Annotated in this window: 9 protein-coding genes and 4 pseudogenes; 11 read left to right on the forward strand and 2 right to left on the reverse strand. The window is 44.0% G+C overall.

The features are described 5' to 3' along the window. Nucleotides 1-63 precede the first annotated feature (63 nt). The 4 genes and pseudogenes from BLO31_RS12045 (at nt 64) to msrB (ending at nt 6141) form a co-directional block, all read left to right on the forward strand. Nucleotides 64-2421 carry a fatty acid cis/trans isomerase gene (locus tag BLO31_RS12045; RefSeq protein WP_070966699.1) on the forward strand — a complete coding sequence of 786 codons (2358 nt, stop codon included), beginning with the start codon at nt 64-66 and terminating at the stop codon, nt 2419-2421. A gap of 295 nt (nt 2422-2716) precedes the next feature. Beyond that, nucleotides 2717-2905, forward strand: coding sequence for a P-loop NTPase family protein (locus tag BLO31_RS12050; protein ID WP_070966582.1), 189 nt, complete (start codon nt 2717-2719; stop codon nt 2903-2905). Between the two features lie 244 nt (nt 2906-3149). Continuing rightward, nucleotides 3150-4897 (forward strand): annotated as a pseudogene (locus BLO31_RS12055) (formate--tetrahydrofolate ligase). 117 nt (nt 4898-5014) lie between these two features. Continuing rightward, nucleotides 5015-6141, forward strand: a pseudogene (gene msrB, locus BLO31_RS12060) (peptide-methionine (R)-S-oxide reductase MsrB). A 66-nt stretch (nt 6142-6207) separates the two neighbouring features. Here msrB and folE read toward each other — a convergent pair. After that, nucleotides 6208-6861: a GTP cyclohydrolase I FolE gene (gene folE, locus BLO31_RS12065; RefSeq protein WP_070966585.1), complete on the reverse strand. Its 654-nt coding sequence runs from the start codon at nt 6859-6861 to the stop codon at nt 6208-6210. Between the two features lie 150 nt (nt 6862-7011). Between folE and moeA the strand changes: the two are divergent. From moeA to BLO31_RS12095, 6 genes and pseudogenes are all read left to right on the forward strand, one after another. Next, a pseudogene (gene moeA / locus BLO31_RS12070) lies at nt 7012-8245 on the forward strand (molybdopterin molybdotransferase MoeA). A 7-nt stretch (nt 8246-8252) separates the two neighbouring features. After that, nucleotides 8253-9002 (forward strand): molybdopterin-synthase adenylyltransferase MoeB, encoded by a 750-nt coding sequence (gene moeB / locus BLO31_RS12075; RefSeq protein WP_070966590.1) that lies wholly within the window; start codon nt 8253-8255, stop codon nt 9000-9002. A gap of 152 nt (nt 9003-9154) precedes the next feature. Then, nucleotides 9155-11262 (forward strand): annotated as a pseudogene (locus BLO31_RS12080) (LruC domain-containing protein). A gap of 1 nt (nt 11263) precedes the next feature. Then, nucleotides 11264-11899, forward strand: a complete 636-nt coding sequence (locus BLO31_RS12085) for a hypothetical protein (RefSeq protein ID WP_070966593.1) — start codon at nt 11264-11266, stop codon at nt 11897-11899. 47 nt (nt 11900-11946) lie between these two features. After that, complete coding sequence (locus BLO31_RS12090; protein WP_084659791.1) at nt 11947-12270, forward strand: hypothetical protein; 324 nt, start codon at nt 11947-11949, stop codon at nt 12268-12270. Then, the gene (locus BLO31_RS12095) at nt 12267-13091 is read left to right on the forward strand and encodes a sulfurtransferase (protein WP_070966596.1); all 825 of its coding nucleotides are present in this window, start codon (nt 12267-12269) and stop codon (nt 13089-13091) included. The genes BLO31_RS12090 and BLO31_RS12095 overlap by 4 nt, the downstream gene beginning before the upstream one ends. 144 nt (nt 13092-13235) lie before the next feature. Here BLO31_RS12095 and BLO31_RS12100 read toward each other — a convergent pair whose 3' ends face one another. Beyond that, a complete protein-coding gene (locus BLO31_RS12100) occupies nt 13236-14216 on the reverse strand; it encodes a sugar-binding transcriptional regulator (protein ID WP_070966600.1) in 981 nt (326 codons plus the stop codon). Between the two features lie 424 nt (nt 14217-14640). Here BLO31_RS12100 and tal point away from each other — a divergent pair, with 424 nt between their 5' ends. Continuing rightward, nucleotides 14641-15591 carry a transaldolase gene (gene tal / locus BLO31_RS12105; protein WP_070966604.1) on the forward strand — a complete coding sequence of 317 codons (951 nt, stop codon included), beginning with the start codon at nt 14641-14643 and terminating at the stop codon, nt 15589-15591. Nucleotides 15592-15689 lie beyond the last annotated feature (98 nt).

Consider the following 15689-nt stretch of genomic DNA (forward strand, 5'->3'; position numbering starts at 1 on the left):
AAACTGACATTCGTGTTTAAAAGCGACCTGTGTATACTAAACAAAAAGTTTTCAGCAGGTTTTATGTCTAGTTTAAAGAGAATTCTTTTCACTTTCGTCATTGTCACATTCGCAGGTTGTGCTACTTACGCCACCTATAATTACGACCAATTGTTTGGTCAGCAACAGGTGCGTAACAGAGTTGCCACGCCAGAAGATCTTTCTGCTATAGACTATCTAAACGATGTAAAACCGATAATTGACAACAGGTGTGTTGTTTGTCACGCCTGTTATGATGCACCATGCCAATTGAAACTAACCTCGCCAGACGGCCTGGATCGAGGCGCCTCTAATCAGTTGGTTTACCAAGGTACTCGCCTTGTCGCCTCCAGCCCAACACGTTTATTTGAGGACGCTTTAACAACCCAAGATTGGCGTGCAAAGGGTTTTCACCCAGTACTTAACGAACGAGATCAAACTGTAGAGGCCAATTTACATGCAGGTCTTGTCGCTCGTATGCTAATGCAAAAACAGCACATGCCTCTGATCCATAGAGAACAGTTAAATGAATTTGATTTTTCAATTGATCGCGAACAAACCTGTCCAACGATAGAAGAGTTCGATGATTACGAAACAAAAAATCCACTATGGGGCATGCCATTTGGGTTGCCGGCTCTTAATGAAAAAGAACACAGTACTTTGATGACTTGGTTGGAGCGAGGCGCCAAGCACCCCCAACCGCAACCATTGACGACTTTGGAATTGAAAAATGTGCATCATTTTGAACATTTTTTAAACCAAGACTCATTAAAACACCAACTGTCCGCTCGGTATATCTATGAGCATTTGTTTTTAAATCACCTCTACTTCAAGGCAAAAGGCAACACCAAGCGATATTTTCAACTGGTTCGTTCGACTACCCCACCGGGTGAAACGGTTCATCGAATTTCCACACGCAGACCGTATGACGATCCTAAGGTATCAAGAGTTTACTACCGTCTTATACCGCTAGTAAGTACGATTGTAGATAAAACTCATATGCCCTATGCCCTCAACCAAGCTAGGCTATTAAGATGGAAAGAGCTCTTTATCACACCAGATTATACGGTTACGTCACTACCTAGTTATCGATCCGATGTCGCCGCCAACCCCATGACTGCATTTTTCGACTTGCCCGTGTCCTCTCGATATAAGTTCATGCTAGACAATGCTCAAAGTACGATAATGTCCTTTATTAAAGGACCGGTGTGTCGCGGTCAATTGGCTTTAAATGTTATCAACGATAGGTTTTGGGTCTTCTTTGTTGACCCAGATAAGGCTGATATTCCTAGTATTAACCGCTTCTATCAGCAGCAAGCGGATAATCTTAAGCTACCGGGAGAACTAGAAAGCAATACACTACCAATTACTAATTGGGTTAGCTATTCAAGGCAGCAAGCTCGATTTTTGGAGGCCAAATCAGAATTCACCAATAACTTTTTCAAAGACGGTGAGCATCTTACTGCCGATGTAATTTGGCACGGCGGCGGGGAAAATCCAAACGCTGCACTTACGGTATTTCGTCACTTTGATAGCGCATCGGTTGTGCAAGGCCTAGTTGGGAAGCCACCCAAAACGTCTTGGGTTTTAGACTACGCACTACTTGAACGCATCCATTACCTATTGGTTGCTGGCTTCGATGTCTACGGTAACTTTGGCCACCAACTTATAACACGCATGTTTATGGACTTCTTAAGAATGGAGGGAGAGAGCAATTTCGTATCCCTGCTTCCTTCACACGTCAGGCACAATGAAATGGCGAGTTGGTACAAAGATCAAAGCCCACAGCTAAGCCAATTTTTACAAAGGAATGTGCAACCTTTTAATCAGCCTACTCGCGTGCCTTACCAAACCACTGACTATAAGAATGAGCTTTACCAAATACTTAAGACCCAGTTGCAACCAGTTTTAAACCGCAGATACCAAATTGAAAACACCTCGCTGACGGTCCAAAACGAAGCGTTGCTGCAAAGCGTCGATCAGATAAGGGGCCAAGGCTTGTATTATTTGCCGCAAATACTGGTGTTGTTGGTAGAAAGCGAAAGCGGTACAGATGAAGTGTTTACTCTACTGCACAACAACGCTCATACCAACATATCTAGTCTTTTTGACGAAGAAAACAATCGAGATCCCAACAATGATGATCTGACTTTAGTTAGGGGCATCGTTGGCAGTTATCCCGCAGCGCTTCTCAAACTGAGTGAATCGCAAATCAAAGACTTTATTCAGTCATTGCAAACAATACAAAAAGAAGCCGATTACATTGCGCTCCTAGATATGTACGGTATTCGCAGGCACGATAGCCAGTTTTGGAAGTTTAGCGACCGCATCCATAACTGGTATCAAAAAGACCAACCTGTTGAATACGGTCTATTGGATTACAATCGTTTAGAAAATAGATAGTTTTCGTATTGTTCTCTTAGGGGGTATCACGACTTATCTAATCGATTCGCTAGGTAATGATCTCTGTGACAAAACCCTCGTAATAGAGTTGAATGGCGCCGTTGTGCACCTTAACTGTAGCGGCAACAAGTGTAAATCTAACTCGCCAGTCTTCTGTTAGATTCGTCATTGCCTACATTCGTCAATTGTCGTCTATACTCCAGTTGAGAATAGACAGAAATGTAATTTTAGACACTTTGATGACCTAGTTGTCGACCTATCAGTGGTAACTCATTTAAGGTTAGGAGAAGAGATTATGAGTATCCGAGACAGCATTGAAGCATTAGAGCAGCAAATCTACGTAGCTTGCTCAGAAGGTGACTATGACACTGTAACTATGTTGGAACATCAGTTGGAGTCATTGAGAAACAAGGCGGATCACCCCTTTGACGATGACCCTTACGCACCGGAGGGAAAAGTTTTTAATGACGACGATTGGTATTAGAAGTTCACAAACCTGAGCGCCAAGAAAGTCATCTACTTGGCGCTTCCCCTCAAATTTAAGACGATTTTTTAAACAGACAATTTGCTTTAAAACCCTCAATTTACAGTCACATATTTCATTAACACGCTTTTATCTCTAGAATATAGGCCTCACTATAAATAAGGCTTTACAAAGCATTTTTTATGGATATTATGCTTGCGCAAACGTTTACCTCACCATTTTCTCTATACAGTACGAGGGTTTTATGCTGTCAGATATAGAAATTTGTCGTCTAGCCGAACTGGAAAATATTGAATCGATCGCTACTAAATTCGGTTTACAAAAACAAGAGTTTCACGCTCAAGGTCCTGCTAAAGCCAAAGTATCCCTCGATACCATAAAACGTCTAACAGAAAGAGAAACTGGAAAACTCATTTCAGTCACTGCTATCACTCCAACGCCATTAGGAGAAGGAAAGACAGTGACGACCATCGGATTGGCTCAAGGCCTATCAAAGCTTGGTAAAAAGAGTGCTGCGTGTATTAGACAGCCTTCCATGGGCCCCGTATTTGGCGTAAAAGGCGGCGCAGCTGGCGGTGGTTATTCTCAAGTAGCACCTATGGAAGAGCTCAATCTTCACCTTACTGGTGACATTCACGCCGTTACCGTGGCTCATAACCTTGCTGCTGCTGCCGTAGATGCACGTATCTATCACGAGCAAAGACAAGGATATGAAGCGTTTGAAACAAGAACGGGTTTAACCGCACTTAAAATTGATTCCAGCCGCGTAGTATGGAAGCGCGTAATGGATCACAACGACCGCGCGTTGCGTATGATTCAAGTCGGTCTCAATCGCAAAGACTCTATCGTTAATGGTTACGAACGCCAAGATGGTTTCGATATTTCTGCTGCCTCAGAACTGATGGCTATTCTCGCTCTTGCGAGTGACCTAAAAGATCTGCGCAAGCGCATTGGGCGAACAGTCATCGCTTATAGCTTAGATGGGAACCCTGTTACTGCTGAAGATCTGCAAGTTGCAGGAGCAATGACGGTTTGCATGAAAGACGCAATTGAACCTACCTAATGCAGACGCTAGAGGGTGTGCCAACACTTATTCACGCAGGCCCATTTGCAAACATAGCTCACGGCAACTCCTCAATCATCGCCGACCGAATCGCTACCAAACTTTGCGATTATACGGTAACTGAAGGAGGCTTTGGCTCGGACATGGGCTTTGAGAAAGCGTGTAACATCAAAGCTCAAATCTCAGGCAAAGCCCCAGATTGCGCTGTAATCGTCGCAACACTGCGCGGGTTAAAAGCCAATTCAGGCCTTTATAGTTTTCGTCCCGGCCAACCTATACCCGATGAGTTATACCAAGATAACAGCGAAGCACTTCAACTAGGGTTTGAAAACCTTAAGTGGCATATTTGCAATGTTAAAAAATACGGTGTACCAGTAGTCGTTGCCCTCAACCGTTTCCCACAAGATTCTGAAGATGAATTGCAAACCTTAAAAGAGATGATATTGGCGTTTGATACAAATGCTAAAGTGGCAATAAGCGAAGCCTTCTCTAAAGGTGGCGACGGTGCTACGCAAATAGCTGAGGCCGTGATACAGCAATGTGAAGCCAACAGTAGTTTCAAACCACTATACAATCCGAGCCAGTCATTAGAAGAAAAACTAATGACCATCGCTGAAGTTGGCTACGGCGCAACGGGCGTTACTTTAAGCGATCAAGCGAAACAGCAGCTCGAACAGTTTAAGTCATTGGGTTTTGATGATTTGCTGGTATGTATGGCAAAAACACCGCTGTCGATTTCCACCGACGGCACAATTAAGGGCGCACCAAGCCATTTTGATGTTCCAGTTAGAGAACTAAAACTATGTGCCGGTGCCGGCTTTATATATGCCGTGTGTGGAAACGTTATGACCATGCCAGGCTTACCTGATAAACCCGCGTTTATGAACTTAGATATCGATGATGAAGGAAATGTCATTGGTCTAAGTTAATCATAAAGATTTCAGCAAAAGCGGGCACTGCCCGCTTTTTCTTAAACTATTCCGTGAAATTTTTTGCCCATTTCTTCTGTCTATTTCGTAAGTCTTGTTTTTATCGCGAGGTTTTATATGAAGGTCAGAGGTTTCCTATTTGGCGCATTCGCCATTTTACTAGTGTCGTTGTTTGCAATCGCTGATGACACCGAAACAACAAATCGCGTAGATGGAAAATACGAGCTCGCCACTTTAGCGGGCGGCTGTTTTTGGTGTACCGAATCGGATTTGGAGAAAGTGAACGGTGTACTCGACGTTGTCTCCGGTTATGCAGGGGGCACTGTAGAGAAACCTACTTATAAACAGGTTTCTTCGGGCAAAACGGGGCATATTGAAGTCATACAAGTCGCTTATAACCCGAGCATTGTGACCTATGAGCAACTACTAGACCAACTGCTAAGGCATATCGACCCCACTGATGACCAAGGCTCATTTGTCGATCGTGGCCGTCACTATCGTCCCGCGATTTTTTATCACAATGATGATCAAAAACAGGTGGCTCAGCGTTTTTTACAAGAAGTCGATGAGCTCGGTGTGTTTAAAAAGCCACTGAAAGTGGAACTTATCCAATACACAACGTTCTGGCTAGCAGAGGACTATCACCAAGATTACTACAAACGCAATAAAGTAAGATACAACTACTACCGATACGCTTCAGGCCGCGACCAATATTTAGACAAGATATTTGGCGAGGACAGAGAAGACAACCCGATAACGCTGCGACAAATGATCGACGAAAAAAAGCGAGTGCAAAGCGTAAAGCCTTATTCTAAACCACCCCAAGGCGAAATTAAGGACATGCTAACTGAACTGCAATATTACGTAACGCAAGAAGACGGGACAGAACGCGCTTTCGACAATCAGTACTGGGATAACAAGCGAGATGGGATTTATGTCGATATTGTTTCCGGTGAACCTCTTTTTTCATCAACTGATAAATATAAATCTGGCACTGGCTGGCCTAGCTTTACTAAGCCTATAAATTCGGCTACATAGTCACGGCTACAGACTACAAGCTGTTCTATGCCAGAACCGAGGTGAGGAGCCGGTTTGCTGATTCACACTTAGGACATGTATTTAAAGATGGTCCTGCACCGACTGGGCTTCGCTACTGCATGAACTCCGCTGCAATGCGCTTTATTCCAGTCGAAGAGATGAAAAACCAAGGTTACGAAGAGTTTCTATATTTGTTCGAGGGGTAATCCTTCCACTTCCCTGCGTACAAAAAAGGCCCTCATCTCGAGGGCCTTTTCATTTTCAAATCTTTTTTAGCGAATACCGTGTAAAAACTCGTGTCTAGTTGCTGGTATGGTTTTAAATATTCCACCGAGAGCCGTCGTCGTCGTTTCACTTGTAGCATCCATTACACCGCGAGATTTTACGCAGTAATGAGTGGCGTCAATGGTAACGGCAACATCGTCAGACTCTAAAAGAGTTTGCAGAGCTACTAAAATCTGTTGCGTCATTCGTTCTTGTACCTGAGGCCGTTGAGCAAAGAATCGAACAATGCGGTTTATCTTCGATAAACCAATAATTTTGCCTCTAGGGATATAGGCAACAGCGGCGCGACCATCTATGGTTACAAGGTGATGTTCGCAAGTACTGGTCACTGTAATATCTTTAACTCGCACCATTTCACTCACGTCCATCTTGTTTTCTATGACCGTGATTTTAGGAAAGTTTGCGTAGTCGAGACCCGAAAAGATTTCATCCACATACATTTTTGCAATGCGCTGTGGCGTCTCTTCTAGGCTGTCATCTGTCAGATCTAACTCCAGTAAGTTGAGAATTTCGCGCATGTGATGCTGAATTTTCTCTTTTTTCTCTTCTTTACTGAAACTGTTTGGAGACATTGGCGTCTCTAAACCTCGGCTCTCAAGCGCTTCTTTTACTAACTTTGCGGACTCGCTCAAACCTGACATACCACTTCCTCGTATTTACCCCTTTAGGATGGGTGACAAGCATACTCGGATTTTTGAATAATTACACCCATATTTTACTCAAGGTCATTCTTTCCTAATCCTTTATGTATGATAGAGTTGACCCCACAAAAACAAACTAGGAATACTCATATGGGTTGTTGTGATGCTCCGGCTTAATGCCGCTAGAAGAAGCAATGCAAAAAATGCTTGCCGATATCAAACCAATTAAGGCGACGATGCAGTTAGATTTGAACGAAGCCATTGGCTTTGTCTTATCTGAAGATTTGCTTTCACCTATCAATGTTCCGCCGTTTGATAACTCTGCAATGGATGGTTATGCGGTACGTCGAGCAGAGCTTTCTGGCAACCAACCTCTGCCACTAGCCGGTAAATCCTTTGCAGGTCAACCATATGAGGGAAAGTGGCCCCAAAATACCTGCATTCGAATAATGACAGGTGCAAAAATTCCGTTTGGCTGCGATGCCGTTATCATGCAGGAAAACACCACTGTGACGGAACAAGGCATTGTTTTTAATCAGTCAGATGTTAAGCATCTAAACAACATTCGTCCAACTGGCGACGATATCAAGCAATCTGATATTGTTCTAAGTAAAGGCATGAGACTCACTAGCGAGATATTCCCATGATCGCGACTTTGGGTATCTCCAAAGTTACGGTTTACAGAAAACCTAAAGTGGCATTTTTCTCCACTGGTGATGAGCTAAAACCTCTGGGTGAACCTCTCAAAGACGGACAAATCTACGACAGCAATCGATACGGAATTAAGCCACTAATCGAAAACTTCGGTTGTGAAGCTGTTGATCTGGGTATTATTCCAGATTGCCCAGAGAAACTTAAAGCCGCCTTCGAACAAGCGCAAAACCTAGCGGATGTCGTCGTTACATCTGGTGGTGTAAGCGTAGGTGAAGCGGATTACACAAAAGATATTCTAGAAGAAATCGGTCAGGTAGGTTTTTGGAAGTTAGCCATTAAACCGGGCAAACCTTTTGCGTTTGGAAAGCTGTCTACGGCATGGTTTTGTGGCCTACCAGGCAACCCTGTTTCGGCTGTGTTAACCATGTACGTATTAGTTCAACCCCTATTGGCTAAACTCGCTGGACACACTGACTGGAAAGAGCCAGAGTCCATTCCAGCGGTCACTCGAACTGCCTTTAAAAAATCACCGGGCAGAACCGATTACCAACGTGGGATATACTCAATTGAAGATGGAAAATTTGTAGTAGAAACGACCGGAAACCAAAGCTCCGGCGCGTTTCGATCAATGAGTCTTGCCAACTGTTTTGTCGTCCTCGAGAGGGAACGCGGTAAAGTAGAGCAAGGAGAAACCGTACAGATCCAACTCTTTAATTCAACCTTATACTAGGAAATCGATGGATATTTTGTCTGATCAGGAAATACTTAGGTATAACCGACAAATCACGTTAAAAAACTTCGATTTTGAAGGACAGGAAGCCCTTAAAAAGGCTTCTATCCTCGTGTTGGGTGCAGGTGGGCTTGGATGCGCTTCAACCCAGTACCTCGCCGCTGCTGGTATAGGAAAACTTACACTTATAGATGACGATAAAGTCGAGTTGTCAAACTTACAACGTCAAGTTTTACATCACGACCGTGACATTGGCCTTTCTAAAGTCAAATCGGCTGCCGAAGCACTGTCTGAAATCAATCCCCATATCGCTTTAAAAACAATAGAGAAGCGACTTTCCGACGATGAACTAAAACCCTTAATTGAAGGTCACAGCCTAGTATTAGATGCCAGTGATAATCTGGACACGCGTAACCAACTCAATCAACTTTGCTTTGAAACCAAAACACCGCTTGTTTCTGGTGCAGCAATTAGGATGGAAGGTCAGGTTAGCGTATATCTCTATCAAAACCGCGATGAACCCTGCTATCAATGCTTAAGTGCGCTTTTTGGCTCACAAGCGTTAACATGTGTAGAAGCTGGTGTTATGGCGCCGCTGGTTGGGATTGTAGGTGCCGTACAAGCGATGGAAGCGATTAAAGTACTCTCTAACTACGGCCAGCCAGTATCCGGTAAAGTACTGATACTCGATGCCCTCACCATGTCGTGGCGAGAGATGAAACTCAACAAGCTTCCAAGTTGCAAGACATGTGGGTGATAAACTTACAAAAAATAGAAATAGCCGACTCATTTTGATTCTCAATCTGAAACTCGACATCGCCAGATACAAGATTTATCTTAAAATCAATTACTTAAAGCATGGCACGTTCCTTGATATTGGTTATTTGAGCCAACATCGAGGAGCCTACCATGCGATTTATGCTGATCTTTGTATCACTTATCACATCCATAAGTACGGCCAATGCGACGCCATTCGACATTTGCCCCAGTAAAGCCTATCTCTTTCAAGCCAATCCTGTTCAGGTTTATGGCGTTAACTTGGTTACGGGACAGACGTCTCTTCTGGCGGCAAACACCGGATTGCAAACTAACATCAATGGCGTAGGTTTTGATTTTGAAGACAGATATATCTACGGTTACGATACCGGCAATAAGCGCATCGTAAGACTTGGTAAGGACTTTCAAGCTCAAATACTCAATACTTCTGGACTCCCTACTGCTCACACCTTTTACGTCGGTGATGTATATAACCACGTCTACTACTTATACCGCACAGGCGAAGGATTGTTTAAAATCGACCTTTCTCCATTGGACACTGACCCAACTGCCGTTTTAGACGTAGTACAAATTTCTTCTGTCGCAACAGTGAGGTTGACAGACTTTGCTTTTCACCCGGGCAATGGCCAGCTCTACGGTGTTGACAACAACACAGGCGGTCTTTACCACTTTAACACCACTGATGGAGCAGAAAACTTGATAGGTAATATCGGCGTAACGGGAACGTTTGGTGCGGGGTATTTCGACGTTAATGGGTATTACTACATTTCTCGTAATTCTGATGGTCATATTTTCCGAATTGACTTATCTGACCCAGAAAGTGGAAGCTATCCCGCCGAACTCTTCGCGACTGGCCCTTATTCTAACCAAAACGATGGTGCGCGTTGTGCCAATGCGCCTGTCATCGATGAAGACTCTACTATAGACTTCGGCGATGCGCCTAGTTCTTACTCTACCTTACTCGATGATAACGGACCACGACACGCAATAGATGGCATCACCTACCTAGGTGCGGTTTCACCTGACGGTGAACAAGACGGCTTTGTAGGCCAATTATCTGATAACAAAGCGGGATATCAAGATGAAGATGGTGTTGGTTTTGTTACCGCTATTGAGGCGGGCTTAGATTCAATTGTCGTGGTAAATGCTTCCACAAGTGGTGTGTTAAACGCTTGGATAGATTGGAACAAAGACGGAGATTTCGCCGACTCGAACGAACACGTATTTAACAATACTCCGCTTTCTGAAGGTGACAACACGCTTTTCTTTACCGTTCCCAACGACGTTACTATGGGGGAAACATGGTCCCGTTTTCGCTTTAGTCAACAGAGCGATTTAAGCTACGTGGGCGGAGCACAGTCTGGTGAAGTGGAAGACCATCCGGTTATTATTTCAGAAAACGGGATGTCAGTCCGCTACTTTCCCAGCGCCGATGTGTATGCAACGGTGGCCTATGAAGACAATTGGCCATATACCGATGACTACGATCTCAATGACGTTGTTATGCGTTACCGTGTCACTGAAGTCTTGAATTCTGGCAGTGTTGAACAGATAGAAATCGATGGCTATTTGGCCGCGTATGGTGCTGGTTACAACAATGGTTTCGCTTTTCAACTAGACGGTTTGACACCGGATCAGATTGATACTGATTTGTCGCGCCAACTTCACAATGGAACACAACTCAACGACCTTGGGTTGGAACTAGAAAGCGATAACGCAGTATTAGTAGTATCTGAAGACTTGAGTAAACTCATCAGCCCCGTATGCACTTATTTCAGGACTCAAACCGATTGCGACCAAAGCATTCAGTTTTCCTTTAGCTTTACTATTCGTTTTAAAGAGGGGGCTGATGTGTCAAACCTAATGACCATGCCATACAATCCCTTTGTTTTTGCCACTCCCGGCAGGTACCACGGAGAGGGCTTACCCCTTCATCCGGGCCGAGGGCTTGAGATCCATCTCGCCAACCACGAACCTACCTCCCGCTTCAACTTTGCACAACTTATCGGTTTAGGGGACGACGATAGCCAACCACAACAGTCGAGATATTTTAAAACCAGTAACCAATACCCGTGGCCATTTTAATCCCCGATGAGTGGCAATGGCCCAAAGAGAGAATCGATATCGTAGACGCTTACCCAAGCTTTGCTGCGTATGCCGAGTCTGGTGGTGTGATAAATCAACAGTGGTATTCAGAACAAAACGCTACGGCCAACAAAGTGTTTGTACAAGGAGATTAATATGAGATCACTCAATCTAACATTCTTATCCCTAATTGTACTAACAGGCTGCGGAGGTGGTGATGGTGATGATGGCGCAACAGGAAACACACCTGCCGTCGAAAACATTTTCACACCAGACGATTCAAGTAACCTCAATTCAGATCCGGAAGAACCTGAAATTGCCATTGAAGAAACCGTAAGCGATCTGGGTCCAGTTATCATTGAAAATACTGTTGGTTCCGAAAATAGTGGTAACTCTCAAGGCACCATAGTCTCCCAAAGCTCAGAGAGTATAGTTAACGAACAGCCAGAAATAGTGCTTACGTCTCAGCGCCGAATGGTTGAGCTATCAGTTCCTACGGACATGGACTACAGCAACGTCAAAGATGAAACGATTACTGTTGATATCAGTGCACTTACAACCCAACGTGCCTATTTAACCCTGTATAGCCAATATACTCGCAATCAAGATGGTAGTTATAAAGCCGATTACTCTTCTAAACTCACCAGTAGCTCGTTGAACAGTGGCAAAGCTACACTCAGCTTTAGTACTCGACAGGGAGATAATGGGTTGCTGGCAGAAGTTTGGTTTTATGACGGTTCTTCGCCATTGCAGAAAGAAATCAGTTACTCTTCTCCTAGTTGGATTTGGTAGTTTGAGAAAATCCATGTAAATTGGTTTGCATAAGCACGCCTATTTTAATGGACATGAATCAAGCAAAAATATTTATACTCGCTTTGCTCGGCACAACCTTGCTACTGGTTTCGTTACTGCTTGTTAGAAGCGGTTCTTCGGAACAAGTGCAAGGTGTTGTGCTTTCTGATACTGTCACACAATCACTTGATGGTGAGAGAAGATACATCACTGTAAAGTTGGCTTCCGACGAAACTCTTACCCTCACTGCTCCTATTAAAATCGCTTGTAGAGAAGGCGAAAGCGCCTACCTAATTAAAAAGGTAACAATTTTTAGTCATTCAGCACCGTGGAAGTTACAACGATGCGCTTTAGATGAGGAACAGAAATGAACCCTTTGGTGTCACCGCAATGGATAGCAAATCACCCAGATAGTCAACGCTTGGTATTATTAGACGCGAGCATGGCATTTCAACTGCCCTTTCCGGTTCAAAAGGATGAAGAAAATGTCATTCCCGGAGCCCGACGATTCGATTACGACACCCAGTTTTGCGATACCAATAACCCGTTACCTCATATGATGCCAAGTGACATAGATTTTAATCAAAAGGCTCAACAGCTTGGGCTAAATAACGATTCCATTATAGTTGTATATGACAACCAAGGTACCTTAGCGTCTCCAAGGGCATGGTGGATGTTTACAGCTATGGGCCATCAAGAAACGTATATACTCGACGGCGGCCTTACTGCATGGAAAGAAGAAGGCTATGGCGTCGTGCAACATTACAGCGCACAATTCGAAGTGGGCAATTTTTCCGGTATCAATCGCAAAGGTTTTGTTGACGCCGATTACATTGAGGCTCAAATACCTAATCAAACCAGCTTAACGATCGATGCTCGTTCACAAGATCGATTCTTAGCCCGCGTCCCCGAGCCACGAGAAGGCGTCCGCAGTGGCCATATACCTAACTCGGTCTGCCTGCCCTTTATGACTCTTCTCGACGGTTACAAAATGGCTAATACAAAGGTTTTGAATCAAGTGATTTCTGAACAAGTGGCAAAGGGGAAAGACGAATATCTGTTTAGTTGTGGAAGTGGAGTAACGGCTTGTATTGTTTTGCTAGCGGCGCATTTATGCGGCTACTCTAACTTATCGGTCTACGATGGTTCATGGACCGAATGGGGTACCAGTCAAAGGCCTATCAGTCGTTAAGCTTTAACGCCAGATTCGTTCAAATAGGGGCCGAAATCACTGCGGCCCTTTCTTTCTATTAACATTTGTTTTTATCTTAAATTCGCTTTGTAACAGCAAAATATGCATCTAGAAAGCGCCTTTCTCACTTTCGCGCTTTCACGCTCACTTTCTATCCATTTGCTCTACCAAGTTCAGTACTGTTAGTGCATTACTTACGCTAGTGGCAATAACATCTATTGCTCCGGTTCTTAACGCGCCTAACAAGGCCAGAGGTTTACTATTTTCAGCAGCAATTGCTATCACTTCAGAGATTGGCTTAAACTCTTCGATTCCTAGGCCAATAATGCGGTCATTCATTACGGTGTCTGCAATTTCCCCGTTAATGTCAAAAAAGTCGTAACCGGCAAAGTCTCCGACTACGCCATCATTACCTCTCGATTGCACAACTTCATCTGCGGTAAACCAGCCCAAATCAACCATATAGCTGTTTTCGCTCATATCACCGATACCAACTAATGCCACGTCTGCTTTACGCGCTAAATCCAGTGTCTGCTTGACTGTAGAGTTTTGCATAAACGCCAATTTTTGCTCTCGGTTTTCTGCATAAGCTGGCGCGTATAACGTTTCGGAGCTGCCCCCATATTTTTTTGCCAGTTGTCGACAGATGTGATCGGCGTTAAATCTACCGCCTCTTGGGTGGATACCACCAATACTACAAACAAACTTACAATCCCGTGGCGTAATCACTCCAGTGTAATGCGCGACCGACGAAACATTGCGACCTTGCCCCACCGTCACAACCATGCCCGTCTTTAACGTCTGTGCTAGATAATTTGAAACCATTCCGGCAACCTGCTTTCGCTGCTGCTCTTCATCGGGTTGGTCTAGGGCAATGAGAGCGCGTTTGACACCAAACTTATCAACAAGTCTCTGTTCAATTTTGGCACTGAACACCGGGTGATACTTAACGGTTATCTCAACGATACCTTCATCTCTGGCCTGCTTAAGAAGACGCCCTACTTTGGCACGCGAAACACCAAATTTACGGGAAATCTCCTCTTGCGTAGCGCCGTCTTGATAATAGGATACTGAAATTTCGGTTAGAAGATCTGTATTGGTTTCCGATAGATCACCGTTGTTCATATGGTCTGCTCTCCGCTTTATAACTCATTAATCTATTTGCTACTGTTAGCATAAAACAATTATCTACCACACTCAACATCCGCTCACACCCATTACATTTGCTCAACCACTTTTAAGGTGTGGTTAATACAATCGTCAGCACTCATTTAAATCGCGCAAACGTTTATTTATATCAACACCTAAATATATACGGTTTTTTTCTGATCGAAGTCACTAGGAACAGTATTCGATAATTGACTTTGGCCGCAATTCAGATAAATATGAACACATCATTTACTCATCCATTGAGCATTCGTTCAGAGCAAATGTTCAAAGGAGCAAAATTTAAGTCGAATTGTCGTTAACACGACTAAACTCAAATCGACATAATTATTCCTCAGTGACTCAACCACTGAGTTATGCCCAATAAATAGGAAGGCCAAATATGAGCAATAAGTTAGAGCAACTGCGCAAACTAACAACTGTAGTAGCCGACACTGGTGAAATTGACGCAATTAAAAAGTATCAGCCGGAAGACGCAACCACTAACCCTTCTCTTATTTTGAAAGCGGCTCAGATTGCTGAGTATGCGCCACTTATCGATCAGGCTATCGAATATGCAAAAGGCCAAAGCAGCGATAAAGAGCAACAAGTGCAAGATGCTTGTGACATGCTGGCAGTAAACATTGGTAAAGAGATCCTGACGACAATACCTGGTCGTATCTCAACAGAAGTTGATGCTCGTCTTTCGTACGATACTGAAGGCAGTGTGGCAAAAGCACGACAATTGGTAAAAATGTATAACGAAGCTGGAATCAGTAATGACCGTATTCTAATCAAGCTCGCATCTACTTGGGAAGGCATTAGAGCCGCTGAAACTTTAGAAAAAGAAGGCATCAACTGTAACCTTACTCTTCTATTCTCTTTCGCACAGGCTCGCGCTTGTGCAGAAGCAGGTGTTTTCCTAATTTCGCCATTTGTTGGCCGTATTATGGACTGGTACAAAGCGAAAGAAGGCCGTGATTTCGATGCTCAAGAAGATCCAGGCGTTCTATCCGTTACCAAGATCTACAACTACTACAAAGAGTACGGTTACAACACTGTTGTAATGGGTGCGAGCTTCCGTAACATTGGTGAGATCCTAGAACTTGCTGGCTGTGACCGTCTAACAATCGCACCAGCCCTACTGGCAGAACTCGAAGCCGCTGAAGGTGACGTAGTAGAAAAACTGGTCGACTCTAAAGGCGCAAACGAGCGCCCATCAGCGATGACACATGCAGAGTTCCTATGGGATCACAACCAAGACCCAATGGCTGTAGAAAAACTAGCTGAAGGTATCCGCAACTTTGCGGTAGACCAAGGTAAGCTAGAAGAGATGATCGCTGCCAAGCTTTAATCTTTATCGCGCCTGTCTCGACAGGCGCGAATTGTTTATGAGTTTGTACGCAACAAACTCTCCTGTTTCCAACATTTCCGAGAAGTAACACTATGGAT

This window comes from Vibrio sonorensis, assembly GCF_001854765.1.
GTDB lineage: Bacteria > Pseudomonadota > Gammaproteobacteria > Enterobacterales > Vibrionaceae > Vibrio > Vibrio sonorensis.

What these genes read in the sequence shown, in the direction of transcription:
- BLO31_RS12050 (WP_070966582.1), top strand. Translation starts at nt 2,717, where the DNA reads ATGAGTATCCGAGACAGCATTGAAGCATTAGAGCAGCAAATCTACGTA.
- BLO31_RS12095 (WP_070966596.1), top strand. Translation starts at nt 12,267, where the DNA reads ATGAACCCTTTGGTGTCACCGCAATGGATAGCAAATCACCCAGATAGT.
- BLO31_RS12045 (WP_070966699.1), top strand. Translation starts at nt 64, where the DNA reads ATGTCTAGTTTAAAGAGAATTCTTTTCACTTTCGTCATTGTCACATTC.
- tal (WP_070966604.1), top strand. Translation starts at nt 14,641, where the DNA reads ATGAGCAATAAGTTAGAGCAACTGCGCAAACTAACAACTGTAGTAGCC.
- BLO31_RS12085 (WP_070966593.1), top strand. Translation starts at nt 11,264, where the DNA reads ATGAGATCACTCAATCTAACATTCTTATCCCTAATTGTACTAACAGGC.
- folE (WP_070966585.1), bottom strand. Translation starts at nt 6,861, where the DNA reads ATGTCAGGTTTGAGCGAGTCCGCAAAGTTAGTAAAAGAAGCGCTTGAG.
- BLO31_RS12090 (WP_084659791.1), top strand. Translation starts at nt 11,947, where the DNA reads ATGGACATGAATCAAGCAAAAATATTTATACTCGCTTTGCTCGGCACA.
- moeB (WP_070966590.1), top strand. Translation starts at nt 8,253, where the DNA reads ATGGATATTTTGTCTGATCAGGAAATACTTAGGTATAACCGACAAATC.
- BLO31_RS12100 (WP_070966600.1), bottom strand. Translation starts at nt 14,216, where the DNA reads ATGAACAACGGTGATCTATCGGAAACCAATACAGATCTTCTAACCGAA.